The following is a 13,344-nucleotide window of genomic DNA, read 5'->3' as shown; positions in this document are numbered from 1 at the left end:
CTTTGAACTCGCCCCCAAGGAACGCCGTCGCCTTCGCGCGGTGCGCTCCCATCTGGCTGTTCACCTTGTCGGCGACAGTCCCAGGCGCCCCGCCGTTGTTGGCGTCACTGGCGTTGTAGCGGCCGACCTTGCCCGCGTTCACCGCCGAATAGAGATCGAGGAGCCCCATCCCCGGCTTGAAGCCGGCATCGACAAGGTAATTCCCCGCGGCATCGACCTGCGCCGCGACCGGCATATCCTGCGTGACACCGTACTTGGCGCGCTGGGGCTCGCCCCACTGGATCAACCCGCGATGCTGGCCCCACTGCGTCGTCGGGCCGGCCTTCCAGGGGTCGAACGTGCCGGCGGTCTCGTAGGAAATCGTCGTGGCGAGGTCGACCGGGTCCGCGCCGATCCGCCCGGCCGTCGCGATGATCGCGGAGCGCAGATCGTCGTTCATGGCAGGCTCCGGACATGCAAAAGGCCGCCCTTGCGGAGCGGCCCTCGGGTCTGNGCCGTCGCGATGATCGCGGAGCGCAGATCGTCGTTCATGGCAGGCTCCGGACATGCAAAAGGCCGCCCTTGCGGAGCGGCCCTCGGGTCTGGCGCGCGTGGCGCCTGACAGTGGCTGTTTCGGGCGTTTCGCCCGTCGGGTCAAGTGGGCTGAACGCGATCCCCGATCACCTCGCCCGCGGCTTGGAGCTGGCTGGCCAGGAAACGGCAATCCTCGCCGGCGAGCGGGAAGCGGATCTCAACGTCGTTGCGGCGGGCGACCAACCAGGCTGTCGGCCCAGACACCTCAACCCGGATCACCTCGACGTTCGGAGGGAAGCGCGTCAAACTGGAGGTGCCGTGCTGAAAGGCGACGGCATCGAGGTTGGGATTTGCCATGTTCAGCACCAAGGATCTGCTCGACTTGCTGGACAGGATACCAGTGTGGAAACGCCTTGGCGAACTCCCAGCGAAGCTCGATGAGGCCAACGAGCGCATTGCTGCACTGGAGAAGCGCCTGGAGCGCATGCCGGGCGAAGGGTGCCCGAAGTGTGGTGCGCTGGCGATGCGGCTCGACAAGGCCGGGAGGCCAGTGGGACCGGAGGAAAACCAGCGGCGGACGGATACATGGAAATGCGTGGAGTGCGGGCACTCCGAGATCAGAACGGTCCAGGTATCGCACCGCTGAGACCTAATCCGCTATTCCGCGACGGGGCGCGCTGCTATCGTCCCGCCATGCCCCGCTGGCTTCAAGTCGCCCTCACGCTCGTCCTGTTCACCGCCGTCATGCTGGCGGTCGGATGGGTGTTGAGGCGGATCGTACCGCCATTCAACCAATGGCTTGGGGCGACTTTCGGCGAATTGCCGTCTCTGCTTATCATTCTCGGTGTAGGGGCAGTTTGCTCCATCATTGGTTTATGGCCCCGAGACGAAAGCGGCCGAATGAAGCGCCTAACGCTGCGCCGCTGAAACATCGCGGGTTGGAGCGGCGCCACCGTTCGAGAGCGTAAGCAGCCGGCGCGTGAAGGCCTCCGCGTTCTTGCTGCCGACAGGCGAACGGGCCAAGGCGCGCAGGTCCGGCAGTGCCTTCGGATCGGTCAGCATTCGGGCGATGGCCTCACCATTTCCCATCATCCGAGCCTGCAACATGGCGTCACCGACGCCGCGCTTCAGACCGAGGACGGCACCGCCGGCAGCCCCACTCCACCCGCCGACGCCGGCACCGGCCGCTGCGCCCGTGGCGACGTCCGCAACGGCTTGGCCGAGCTGCGTCTTCCCGCTCTTCAACTGGACCTGGATCGCCTGGTTAAAGGCAGTGTCTGACCCCTTATTCGGGCGGTACCCGGTGGCTTCGAGGGTCGAGAGAAGGTTGTCCATCCCTTTCAGGATGGTCTCACCCTCCGGCAGGGCGCGGATCACGGCCTCGAGGTTCTGGCGCTGCTGAACGTTGCCCCGAACGCCCGAGGCGAAACCTGCGCCGCCATACTGCGCCGCCAGTCCCTTCGACTGTTGCGTCGCCTCGTTGAAGGTGGATTCGAGGTAGATGCGGGCGAGGTCGCGCGCGGCCGTGGGCCGGTTCTTGACCAGCGCCGTCATCGCCTGCGCCACTTCGCCGTGGCTACCGGGCTTCGGGTTCGAGGCGAACACGGACCGAATGGCGGCATCGACGTCCGGACGATCTGCAATGCGTCCGAGCGGCGAAGCTTCGACGCGGGCCAGCCCGTCGCGGGCACGAACGACCGCTTCGACGCGGTGGAAGACGTCCGGCATCTGCTCGAGCACGTCCGCCTGATCGCGCAGGAGAACGCTGAGCTTGTCCGGGTCGATGTTCCCGCGCGCATCCGAAGCGCTATCGAGGATCTTCGTCGCGACACGGCCCTCGTAAGCCTGCCGCGCCGCCGGCGTCGAGTTCGCCAGGAACTCGCGCGCCGCCGATGCGCCCTGGATATGGGTCGGCACCTGTTCCGTCGGTGTCGCCATGCGACCGGTGAGCGGATCCTGCTGGACGACGCGGCCGAGCGGGGTGTTGGGGGCGAAGGGCTCCAAGGGGCGGGAGTTCGCCGCGAAGTTCGCGTCGGCCGTCGCCACCTCGGGAACGGCCTTCAGCTGGGCGTCGAGGGCCGAGCGCGAGATCTGCAGATCTCGGACCTGCGTAGCGTCGCCATCGCGCAGTGCCGCCTGGATGCGGTGGTCGAGCCGCTCGCGAGCCTTCAGGTTACCTTCGACTGACATGTCGAGCTGGGCGCCGCCGGGCTCGTACAGATCCTTGCGCGCACCGCTGAGCGCACCGCGCACGTCACCCTTGGCGAAGCGGCTCTGCTCCGCAATGGCGTCGAGAGCCGGTTGCGGGTTCACCTGACCGAACCGCACGTCGGGAATCGTCTCAGTGACGGTGGTCGATTTCACGTAGGGGTCGAGCGGTCCCTTCATCGCACCGACAGTGCGCTCGTAGGCGGCGAGCGGGTCCGTCTCCTCGCCGCGCATCAGCGCGCCGACGACGCGCTCGCGGATGTCCGGGTGAATGCCCTTCGGGTCGACCTCGACGCGGGCAAGGTCCTCGTCGAAGCGGCTTTCGGCCAGCGACCGGGCGTTCGCATACTCGTCCGCCGCCTGACCACCAGGCGCACGCCCCTTCGGACGGCCAGCGCTATCGAGCGGGTAGGAGGGCACGCCGCGCTGCTCGTTCTGTAGCTTGCGCAACAGCTCGGAAGAGATGTCACGTGCCATGCCGCCATCGGCATCGGGACGGAAGTAACCCTCCTCGATCAGCCGCTCGCGCCAGAAGTTGTCGAGACCCTTGCCGTCCGGACGCGCGACCTTGCCGATACCGGGCACCATGAAGCGATGCAGGTCGGTCGCCGCCGCATCCCCATCCAGGCGCAAGCCGCCGTTCTGCGCAATGAAGCGGGCGAGGCTGACGCCGTTCGGATCGTCCCCGATCACGCTGGGCCGCTCGAATGCCTCGGCGGGACGAGGCGCACCCGGCTCGAACTGCGGACGCGAGAACGCCGGCTGCGTGACGATGGGCTCGCCAGGACGCTCTACCGCGACGGTACGCTCGATGCCGACGTTCTCGGGGGCGTTTCGCGCCGCCGCATAGTCGATGTCCGCCTGCGCTTTGCGGGCAGCCTCGCGCGCATCGACCACACCACGCATCTCGGGCTGGATGACCCGCCCGGCACCATCGTCGGTCACACGCGGACCGACAGCGGCGCGTGCCTGTGCCAAGGCCATGCCTTCGGGGGTTTGAGCCACACCGGCACGTGCAGCCGACTGAAGGTCGAGACCGAGGCCGGACGGCGCGGGGTTCTGCGGACCGATTGCGTCGAAGGCCGACCGGGCGACGTTGTCGATCGAGGCCGGACGGGCGGCGTAGAACTCGTTCATGAGCCGGCCGCCCTCACCGCCGGAATTGGCGACGACGCGGGCGAGCTGGGAAGCGCGCACGGCTCGTCCATCGGTCGCGCGGTTCAAGGCCTCGTCGAGGGTGACGCCGACGCCGCCGCCGGGCAACTGGCGGCCCTGCTCGATGATGTGCTGCGCCGAGGCGAGTTCCGCCTCCGACAGACCTTCGACGGCCTCGCGCAAGACGTTCTCGCCCGGTCCACCCCCGCGCACGGCAGACACCGCCTTCCCGACGAGCTTGCCCGCCACCGGGCCAGCTGCGCCGAGACCGCCACCGACGAGAGCACCATATTTTATCTCACCGATGTCTCCGGAGCTTCGAACCGCGGAATCTGCCGCACCGATACTGAGCCCACTCCCAGCGGAAGCCAGTGTCCGAATCCCAAGGCCACCCGTACCCGCACCGAAGGCCGCCGGCGCCGCCGCAACGAGCGGCAGGGTACCGACCACGCCGCCGCCGATCTCACCCGCCGTCGAGGCGATCGGGTTCTCGGCGGCGGTGCGCTCGCCGAATCCTTCGACCCGCTTCAGCTCCTCGGGGAAGGTCGTACCGTTCTGCAGGGTGCGAACGGCCGCGACGCCGCGGTTCAGCCCGCCGAGCAGGTAGGGGCCGACCACCGGCACGCCGTTCACGAGACCGCGCCCGATGGCGGCAGCGCCGTCGCCGGCCAACCCAGCCGTGGGCAGATCGGTTTTCGCCTTTGCAGCGCCCTGATAGTGCTTGAGCAGCGCCGTGCGCATCACGCCATCGCCAGTCCCCTCGGGGAAAGCGAAAACGTCGCCGTCTGGGCCTTCGATTTCGATGTCGGGCATCAGCGGAAATTCCCCGTAGCGGGATCGAACACGCGGCGCGTCCCGCCTCGCGGCGCGGTCCCGGCGGCAGGTGTCGCCACCGGACCAGCCTTGCCGTCAGATTGAGCCGTGGCGTTTGCCTGCGCGGCGGGGAAGAGCGGGTTGGCTAGACCAAACTGCGCGACCCGATCATCAAAGCCGGCGTCGATGCGACCGCCGTTCGCCTTGGCATAGTCACGAGCCATCTGGGAGATTTCCTGCTCGCGCTGCGCAATGGAGCGGTAGATCCCGATCAACTGCCGATTACCCTCCGGGGTCTTCGCGATGCCAGGGCCGATGAGGGCGATGGCTTTGCGGTCGCTGTCCGAGATACCAGCGCCCAACGACCCGCCGAGCTGATCCATGACGACTTGGTTAGACAGTGCATCTACCACCTCGGCGGGCGAAGCGGCAGCAGGGTTTTTGATGCCTACGACACCGAGGAACTGGTTCAGCCTCTTCACGTTCTCGGCGCCCAGACCAGAGTAGAAGTCCGGCTTCGTCATCTGTTGTTCCATGAGCGCAAGAGAATTGAGCTTTGCACCCGCGTTCCGCCCAGATGTCTGAAAGTCAGTGAACTGCTTCGCGTATGATTTACCGACCTCTGCGTCGTAAGCCTTTTCACCGCCCATGTTGATGGTGGTGCCAGTCGAATTGATTGGGCTGATCTTGCCCGACGAGTCCCGCTGGTAAGCGCCGGCCGGCAGTCCGAGTGCGGCCCGTTCCGCATCGGGGATCAGGTTGAACTTCTCATCGGGCTTGACGGAGGCGGCACCTCGCGCGGCTGCGGCCGACATGGATTCCTTCGTCGCCGGGTCCGCCTCGCTGCCGGGAATCGGCTCATACCCCTGGCCGTCGGCGCGCTGGCGGTAGTTGGGCGGGATGCCCTTTCCGTGGTTCGGGTCGCGCAGGATTTTGTACGCTTCCGTCACCAAGCTGCTGTTCGCCCCGGCGGACGCAGCCTCGGCATCGGACAGGCTCGGGAATGCCCGCTTGATGACGGAAGCGTTCCCGCTGAGCGCAGCCGTTTCCTGCGCGAGCTTGCGCTGCTTGATCCCGAGTTCGGCCTGCGCGAGCCCGGTGACGGCGCGTTGCTGCTCCGCCTTCTGCGCGTTCTGGAAGCCGGCGGCGAGGCCGTTACCAAAGCCGGGGGTCGACATGAGCCCGGTGCCCAGGCCGACCAGGAGGTCACTGCCACCGCGATCCGTGAATCGCTTCAGCGCGCCGCCGAAGTCGAAGCCACCGTCGGCGATGGGCGACGCTGACGGCGCAGCGGCAGGAGCCGGCATGGTGCCGGCGGTCGGTACCGCCTCGGGCGCCGGCATGTCGGACGGACGCGGAGGTGGCATTGGAGCCGAGCGCATCGGACGAAGTGAGGGGCTCGCCGGCATAGGCCGCGCCGCGCTTGCCTGAGGCGCGGGCATGGCCGGCAGATCAGGCGCATTCGAGCCCACGCCGAACGAAGGAATACCCGAGTTCGCGACGGGCGCGGCTGGAACGACATCTGGAACGCCCATGGGACCGAACCCGAAGGGCGGACGCTGAAGGGGAGCTTCACTCGTCGCGACAGCCGGTGCCTGCCCAGCCGGCGCGCTGGCAGAGCCGGTGCGCTCATCCACGTTCATGAGCGATGCCGGAGCGGCTGGATCGAAAATGGAAGGCTGCAGCAGACCAGGATACCTGTCCTGGTCGGTGACGATACCCGGCACAGCCCGGAAGCCGGGAGGAAGGCCGTAGGGAATGCCTGCGCTCATGACGGCCGGTCCTTAGATGAATTTCGAGGCGGTGCCGGCGATGGCCAGTCCGCCGCCGAGCAGCTGCTGCAGAAGGCTGGGCTGCGGCGTCCTCTGTTCGGTCGTTCCNTCCTTAGATGAATTTCGAGGCGGTGCCGGCGATGGCCAGTCCGCCGCCGAGCAGCTGCTGCAGAAGGCTGGGCTGCGGCGTCCTCTGTTCGGTCGTTCCCGTCGAGGTGCCGCCTGCGCCGGCGACCGGCAGGGCAACGCCGGACAGAAGCCCGACCTGACGCCAGGGTGCCGCCTGTTGCTCGTTGAAGAGGTCCTGCAGAGCCGCGAGCTGCTGTTGCTTCGCCTGGTCCTCGACGGCACCGATNAAGCCCGACCTGACGCCAGGGTGCCGCCTGTTGCTCGTTGAAGAGGTCCTGCAGAGCCGCGAGCTGCTGTTGCTTCGCCTGGTCCTCGACGGCACCGATKCCCGCCAATGTGCGSCCGGGCGCCAGAAGGTTGTCCTGGACCGTCTGGACCTGTCCGATGCCGGCCATGCCGGCGGCGCGGTCGCTCTGAGCCGCTGACAGGAGCGCGCCAGCCTGCGTGAGCGAGCGATCGGCGTTCGAGCCCTGGAGGTTGGCCAGCGCGTTGGCGCCGGCAAGCCCGGCCTGGTTCGCGTTCAGCGACAGGTTCGCACCGGTCGCGGCGAGGCTGCCGTTGCCCGTGTTGATCCCGGCGATGCCCTGGTAGAGGTTGCCGGCAGTCCCGGCCCGCGCGTTCTCAGCCGCGTCGATCGCGGAGGCGGCCTGCGCCTGATGCCCGCGTTCGGCCTCGTAATCGGCATAGCGGGCTTGGGTCTCGACATTGGCGACGGCATCGGCGGTCGCGGCGGCGAACCGGCCCGAGCCATACCGACCCGAGGCGGCGAACTGTTGCCCGACCTTCGATGCGGCTTCCGCGCTCGAGCGGCCGAGAATGTCGTCGAGATAGGGGTTCGCTCCGCCGAGATACTTCCCGTTGGCGACGTCGAGGAGCGACGACTTCACCTGCGACGGCCCGCCCGCCACGCTGTCGGCGAGCGCCTTCATGGCCGACGTGTCGGTGCCGTAGGTCCCGCCGGCCAGCGCCGAACCGGTGGTCTGCGCCAGNAGACGGCCCGCCCGCCACGCTGTCGGCGAGCGCCTTCATGGCCGACGTGTCGGTGCCGTAGGTCCCGCCGGCCAGCGCCGAACCGGTGGTCTGCGCCAGGCTGTTCGGGTCGGAGAGCTTCGACGCGGCAGAGGCGACGCCGCCCGTGTCGACGTTGGTCTTCACCCCGCCGAGCTGCGCGGCTGCGCTCTGGGTACCGGCGGTCGAGCCGCCATTGCCCAGCAGCGAGCCGAGGAAGCTGTTGCCCGCCTGCGCCGCGCCCGTGGCGCCGCTGGCATTGGCCTTCATGCTGTCCAGGCCGGCCAGCGTGGTCTGACCGAGGCCGGCGACGCGCTCGCCCGTATAGACCTGCGAGCCGACACCGGAATCGAACGCGGCATTACCGGAATCGATGATCTTCTGCAGCGACGGGACCGCCGCGGCATACGGATCGGACTTCGTGTTCTGCGTGGTCGTGGTGGTCTTCGTTCCGCCGCCGCTCATCAGGCCACCCGCAACTGTTTCGAGTAATAGGCGTCGACCTGGTAGTCGGGGAGCAGTGCAGCCCATCCGACCCGGCCAACGAATTCGACACGCTCGCAGCCATTGCGCGAGGCACCGGCCTCGATCTGGGCCATGATCTCGCGCCAGCGACGAACGTCGGTCCCGCCGGTGGCGAGGACGCAGCAGGATCGCCCGCCGCCGGCGATCTCACGCACCTGAGTGACGCCCGCGCCGATCGGCGTGCCGTCATCGCCCAGGATCAGCACCAGGAGCGCAGCCTCGACCTCGACGAGGCCGTGCAGATCCTCGATCGACAGGTCGCAGCCCGGACGGGCGCAGGCGCGGGSGAGCCACGGCTCCGCCACCGCCCACGCGCTCGCGAGGTCGGCATGATCGACGGGAAGAAGCTGCATCAGGGGCGCCGGAGCTCGTAGCGGACGACGCGGTCATCGGCGAAAGACACACCGTGCCCGAGCACGAACGATCCGCGCGCCGTGGATTTCAGGAAGATGCCGGACGCCGCGGCGGATGCTGACATCGGTACCGGCACGACGAGCGTGCCCTCGGTGCAAAGCGGGTCGACCACTGTCGTTTCAAGGCCCGGGGCGAGGGTCACGGCGCTCTTGCCGATCGCGTTCGAACCGCCGCTGGCAATCTCACTGATCGCCTGGATGATCCGGTCGAGCCGTGTCTCGTTCTTACCCGGGACGATCATCGCGAGCCCTCTCGCCGTGCATGCGGCTCGATCGCGGAGGCGTAGCTCCACGGCGTGTCGGCGGGGATGCGGATGCGGGCCCGGTGGTAGCGGGCTGACGAACGGCAGGGGGCGAGGCGCTCCACCGTGGGAGCCGTCTCGGGCCGGTAGCGGACCGGGGTCGATTGACCGGCATTCTCGCGCCCGCCGACCGCGATGCGCCAGTCGTCGGCGTCGCTATCAAGGCGCACACCGTCGATGAAGGTCCGATCCGGACGGGAGATCATCGCCTCCGCCGTCTCGAACGTCGCCTGGAGCGCCGGCCCGTTGAGAAGTGCCAGCCGGTTCGCGCCGGTGATGACGCCAAGCGAGGGCGCGCCCCCGGCATAGGATGGGTCGTCGAGGGATTTCTGCCCCGGATCGTCGAGGGAGCCCGGGATGTTGTCGATGGAGACGCCTGGCGTCGCGGCGACAAGCCCGAACCGCACCGGCATGGCGATGAACGACCAGCGGTCGAGCAGCCAGTCGTAGAGCAGGACCTCATCGAGGAGCGTCGGATCCGACGCGCTCGCGGTCCTGCTACGATAGGCGAACATGACGCGCGGGCCGGTAGGATCGCGAATGGCCACGACCGAGGCGACCGCATTCGGGTCGACGCGATCGAGGAAGAACCGGTTCACCCGCTCCGCACCGATCGGCGTCGAGCCACCGCCCTGGAACAGGTGGAATCCGTCGCGATCGAGGAAGAACACGCGCGGGCCGACCTTGGCGAGGGACCAGGGCGCCACCGCACCCCTGTTCTCCTCGTAGACCTCGAACCCGAACACCTCGGCCGAGTTCGGAACGAACACCATTCGGCGGATTGCCCGTTCCTGGAACACGATGCCGAACTCACCGCCGGCAAAGCCCGTCACCGCGCCGCCGTCGGGGAAGATCTGCAGGTCCGAGGTGTGACCGCCGCCGACGCCGGGCTGCCAGAACTCGATGTTGCCGAGGTCCGACCAGTCCACCGAGTTCGGGTCGGCGGCCAAGCCTGCCAGCACGACGAACTCGCCGACGACGCCGACGTGGCGGGCACGGGGCGGGCTGCCTCCGAGATCCTGGAACTGCTTGCCTCTGTCGACGTCGATGACCTGGACGGCCGTTCCGAGCGTGGTGGCGAGCAGGCGGCTGCCGTAGACCGCGAACGACCAGTAATCGCCCGGCGGGATGCTGTAGGTCGCGCCCGGCTTCGACACGTCATCCCAGCCCGACGAGCCGAGGTTGTAGCGATAGAGCTTCGTCCGGGTCCCGGCGAAGTAGACCGGGAACCCGAAGGCCGGCGACTTCACCTCGATGGCACCGAGGCAATCGGCCGGCAGGGGGAGGGAGATCGGAACGGGCGAGGCGAACGGCCCCCATCCATCGGCGCGCGGCACCGTGTTCGTCGCCACCGCCGTCACCGAAGCGTCGAGCGAGGCGACGTCGGGGGCGAACGGTGCCAGCCCGACGCGGATGGGGGCATCAGCCATGGCTTAGTTCAGCCCCTTGGAGGCAATGAGCTCGGCCTCGACTTCGGCAGCGCGCTCGGCGCGGCGTCCGACCTTCACACCGCTCGACTCTTCGATGAAGAGCTTCAGACGGTCGTCGGCGTTCTTCAGCCACTCACCGGCGCGGGCCTCGTCCTTCTGGAACGAGTATGCTTCGGCGATCACCCCGTAGAGGTAGAGCTGCGGCGCCTTCTGGATCAGCCAGTTGGTCTGAGCCGTCGGCGTCAGGGACGGAACACGCTGATAGAACACGGCGTCGATGGTCCCGGCGCGACCGGGAGCCGTCCGGATCTTGCCGCCGGCGACGGTGTAATACATCGGAGCGCCGTTCGGGCGGAAGCGATGGGTGAACTCGGGGCTGTTGGCCTCGACATACCGAAGGCGCTGGACACGACCGGCAGGAGCCGCCTTCCAGTTGACCATGATCCATTCGACGTAGGTCGCCGGGGTCGCCACGGTACCGTCGACGCCCAGCGTCAGGGTCGCTTCGGTCTCCATGCCCGGCACCTTGAGCGCCGAGTTCAGGCGGTTCTCGGTCAGCTGGATGAAGGTCGGGTAGTAATCCTCGAGGTCGTTTCGAGCGATATAGTCCGAGACGTTCAGAACGAGGCTGTCGTAATCTATGATGGCGGGGAGAGCGGCCATGAGATGGTCTCCGGGTCAGAGGTGGTAAGCCCGGATTTGTCCGGTCGATGCGATGCGGTTTGACCGGCCTCGCAGCGAGCGGAACGCATCCGAGACGAGGAGGCCCTGCGCTTTGGCGAAGGCAGGGTCGCGAAGGGTGTTGAGTCCGAGGTGCTGCTTGGCGCGCGCAGCAATGAGGTCGGAGGCTTCATCGACCCAGGGCGATGTCTCGTCTCTCTGGGAAGGGGCTGGAACGAGCACGTGGGCGGCGAGACGGATCGTCCACGCGTCTGACGGCATCGGCCAGAGCCGGATGCTGCGGTCGAAGTAGGAATAGGCGCAGGGCTGCGAGGCGCTCGCCGGATCGTCCCTACGTTCGATCGTCGATTCCGAGATGCGGGTCAGCGGATAGGTCTGGCCGTTCTCGATCCGCACCAGGCTGTCGATGGCGAGCAGGTCCGGGATGTCCGGTGCATCGCCGCCGAAATAGACGTCAGTCCCGGCCAGGGTCTCGAAGGTCAGGATCCGCTCGCTGAAGAAGAACCGCTCCGGCTGGTAGTGCCGGATCGCCCGACTGATCGCGATTTCGATCTGACGGCCGAGGTCCGACCGCTCGATGTCGTCCTCGATCTCGTCGATGAGGTCGCCGAGCGTCGGTTTCCCTTGCGCGTTCGGCATTGGCGACCCTCGGATTCGTGGACAGGTGCGGCGGCAGAGCGCTGGGCTCCGCCGCCACGAGCATCAGGCGTCGTTGTTCGGGACGTACTCAATGACGATGGTGGCGACGCCGGCGGCCGGGGCGCCGGTGACGGTGCCGTACAGCACGGTGTCACCGACGAGGCGGCCCTTGACGGTACCGGTATCGGGGCGCTTGGCGCCGGCGGCGGTTGCAGCGGAATCGGCCGCGGCGACGATGTCGTTCCCGCCGACGGTCGTGCCGACGGTGAGCGTGGTGCCGGCGGTGAACGCAGTCTCGATCAGCACGAGGGTGCGGCTGATCAGGGCGCCGTCCGGCAGGGAGGCCGGGAAGGCGAAGGCGCCGTCGGCGAAGGTGACGGTGCGGCGGATGGTGTGAACGACCTGCTCACGCAGTTCGCGCGCGGCCGGGCGCACGGGGGTGACGTTGGTGGCCATGTCGGGCCCTCTCAGGATGGGGGATGAGACGAAGGCGCGGAGCCGTCAGGCCCCGCGCACCGGTTCAGTCAGGAGAGGCCGCTTAGGCGGCGTCGGCGGGCTTGGCGTAGGTCGGGATGACGATCGTGCCGAAGTCGTCGCCGTTGTAGGTCGTCTTCTTCATGCCCCAGATCGCCCAGGCCGAGACTTCGAGGTTGCGCTTGTGGTCGAGCAGCTCCTCGTTCCAGCGGTAGCGGGTCTCGCCGCCGGCCTTGCCATAGGCGATGGTCGCGGCCTGCGCGCCGAGCAGCACGGCGCGGCGGGTGAGCGGCACAGCCGTCTTGCCGTCCGGCGACACGCCGGCGGTGACGTCCTGCGCCTCGCGGAGCACGACGTTGTTGTACTCGCCGAGCGCACCCGAGAAGATCGGGGACTTGGACGATTCCATGCCGGCCATCGCAGCCTTTTGGATGTCGAGCCACTGGCCCGCGGCGGTGTTGGTCCGGAGCGAGGTGACCTGCGTCGAGTGCAGGTACATCACGTAGACCTTGCGGCCGTTGACCACGATGGGACGGATCATGACCTTGCCGGTGGAGCCGCCGGTCTTCGCGAGCTCGACGGCCTTGTCGATGAGGTCGAGGGTCATGATGTCGCCCGCGACGAGGGCGCCATCGTTGGCGCGGCCGTTCGGGCGGAAGATGCGACCGACGGACGGGGCGGTGACAGCGTTGTTGGCGCTGAACTTCTTGCCGTTGGCCAGGCCGTTCACGGGGGTGAAGCCGCAGACGTGGTTGAAGAACGACACCGTCTTGCGGGTCTGGAACCAGTCGGCGAGACCGGCGCGGCCCTGCTCACGCAGGTTGAAGGGCACGCGCTGGGCGTCGATGGTGTGCTCGGACTTGCAGCCGACCACGTGGCCGAGCTCGTCGATGGTGACCTTGTCGGAGTTGGTGCCGAGCTGCTCACCGTTGCCCTCGGCAACGTCGGAGGAGGAGAAGCCGTCGCCCTTGAGCTGCATGCGCAGGCCGAAGGTGACCTGGTCGCCGTTGCCCTTTTTGGTCTCGGTCTTCTCCTGGATGATGGAGCCGTCGCCCTCGCCGATGAGCGGGTCGATGTCGATCGACTTGTTCGCTTCGGTGGCGAGCTTCTTCGACCACAGCTTAACGGCCAGGGGGTCGTTCACGGCAAATGCGGTGTAAGACATGGGGGTGCCTTCTGGGCTTGTGTCCGGGGGATAGGGGTACGTTGCGGGCTGTGCGTCGCCGCGCGGACGGAAGCCGGGCCCCATGGTGCCGCTGGGGACGGTGGTCGGACGGGATCC

At 67.8% G+C, this 13,344-nt stretch carries 11 protein-coding genes and 2 pseudogenes; 1 reads left to right on the top strand and 12 read right to left on the bottom strand.

What is annotated here, in order from left to right:
• Both ASF32_RS09070 and ASF32_RS09065 read right to left on the bottom strand, forming a co-directional pair.
• A pseudogene (locus tag ASF32_RS09070) lies at positions 1–439 on the bottom strand (hypothetical protein); the annotation flags it as partial.
• 194 nt (positions 440–633) lie between these two features.
• On the bottom strand, positions 634–870 hold the full coding sequence (locus ASF32_RS09065; protein WP_056426672.1) for a hypothetical protein: 237 nt from the start codon (positions 868–870) through the stop codon (positions 634–636).
• Between ASF32_RS09065 and ASF32_RS09060 the strand changes: the two genes are divergently transcribed.
• Entirely contained in the window at positions 869–1,159 is a 291-nt protein-coding gene (locus tag ASF32_RS09060) for a hypothetical protein (protein ID WP_056426668.1), read from the top strand. The two genes, ASF32_RS09065 and ASF32_RS09060, sit on opposite strands and share 2 nt — an antisense overlap.
• Positions 1,160–1,422: 263 nt before the next feature.
• Here the strand turns inward: ASF32_RS09060 and ASF32_RS09055 are convergent, their stop codons facing one another.
• The 10 genes and pseudogenes from ASF32_RS09055 to ASF32_RS09005 form a co-directional block, all read right to left on the bottom strand.
• On the bottom strand, positions 1,423–4,689 hold the full coding sequence (locus ASF32_RS09055) for a hypothetical protein (RefSeq protein WP_056426666.1): 3,267 nt from the start codon (positions 4,687–4,689) through the stop codon (positions 1,423–1,425).
• Positions 4,689–6,461 (bottom strand): hypothetical protein, encoded by a 1,773-nt coding sequence (locus ASF32_RS09050; RefSeq protein WP_056426662.1) that lies wholly within the window; start codon positions 6,459–6,461, stop codon positions 4,689–4,691. The genes ASF32_RS09055 and ASF32_RS09050 overlap by 1 nt, the downstream gene beginning before the upstream one ends.
• A 1,119-nt stretch (positions 6,462–7,580) precedes the next feature.
• Positions 7,581–8,063: pseudogene (locus tag ASF32_RS26410) on the bottom strand (hypothetical protein); the annotation flags it as partial.
• Positions 8,063–8,476, bottom strand: a complete 414-nt coding sequence (locus tag ASF32_RS09035) for a hypothetical protein (RefSeq protein ID WP_056426653.1) — start codon at positions 8,474–8,476, stop codon at positions 8,063–8,065. The pseudogene ASF32_RS26410 and the gene ASF32_RS09035, both read right to left, overlap by 1 nt.
• Positions 8,476–8,778: a hypothetical protein gene (locus ASF32_RS09030; protein WP_056426649.1), complete on the bottom strand. Its 303-nt coding sequence runs from the start codon at positions 8,776–8,778 to the stop codon at positions 8,476–8,478. The genes ASF32_RS09035 and ASF32_RS09030 overlap by 1 nt, the downstream gene beginning before the upstream one ends.
• Positions 8,775–10,268, bottom strand: a complete 1,494-nt coding sequence (locus ASF32_RS09025; protein ID WP_056426646.1) for a hypothetical protein — start codon at positions 10,266–10,268, stop codon at positions 8,775–8,777. Before ASF32_RS09025 ends, ASF32_RS09030 begins: the two co-directional genes overlap by 4 nt.
• Before the next feature lie 3 nt (positions 10,269–10,271).
• Positions 10,272–10,931 (bottom strand): hypothetical protein, encoded by a 660-nt coding sequence (locus ASF32_RS09020; protein ID WP_056426642.1) that lies wholly within the window; start codon positions 10,929–10,931, stop codon positions 10,272–10,274.
• A gap of 15 nt (positions 10,932–10,946) precedes the next feature.
• Positions 10,947–11,588, bottom strand: coding sequence for a hypothetical protein (locus ASF32_RS09015; protein ID WP_056426639.1), 642 nt, complete (start codon positions 11,586–11,588; stop codon positions 10,947–10,949).
• A gap of 63 nt (positions 11,589–11,651) precedes the next feature.
• A complete protein-coding gene (locus tag ASF32_RS09010) occupies positions 11,652–12,044 on the bottom strand; it encodes a hypothetical protein (protein ID WP_056426636.1) in 393 nt (130 codons plus the stop codon).
• Between the two features lie 82 nt (positions 12,045–12,126).
• Positions 12,127–13,227, bottom strand: a complete 1,101-nt coding sequence (locus ASF32_RS09005; RefSeq protein ID WP_056426632.1) for a N4-gp56 family major capsid protein — start codon at positions 13,225–13,227, stop codon at positions 12,127–12,129.
• Between the last annotated feature and the right edge of the window lie 117 nt (positions 13,228–13,344).

The organism is Methylobacterium sp. Leaf91 (genome assembly GCF_001422815.1).
Taxonomy (GTDB): domain Bacteria; phylum Pseudomonadota; class Alphaproteobacteria; order Rhizobiales; family Beijerinckiaceae; genus Methylobacterium.
This window is presented reverse-complemented; position numbering and strand designations above follow the sequence as displayed.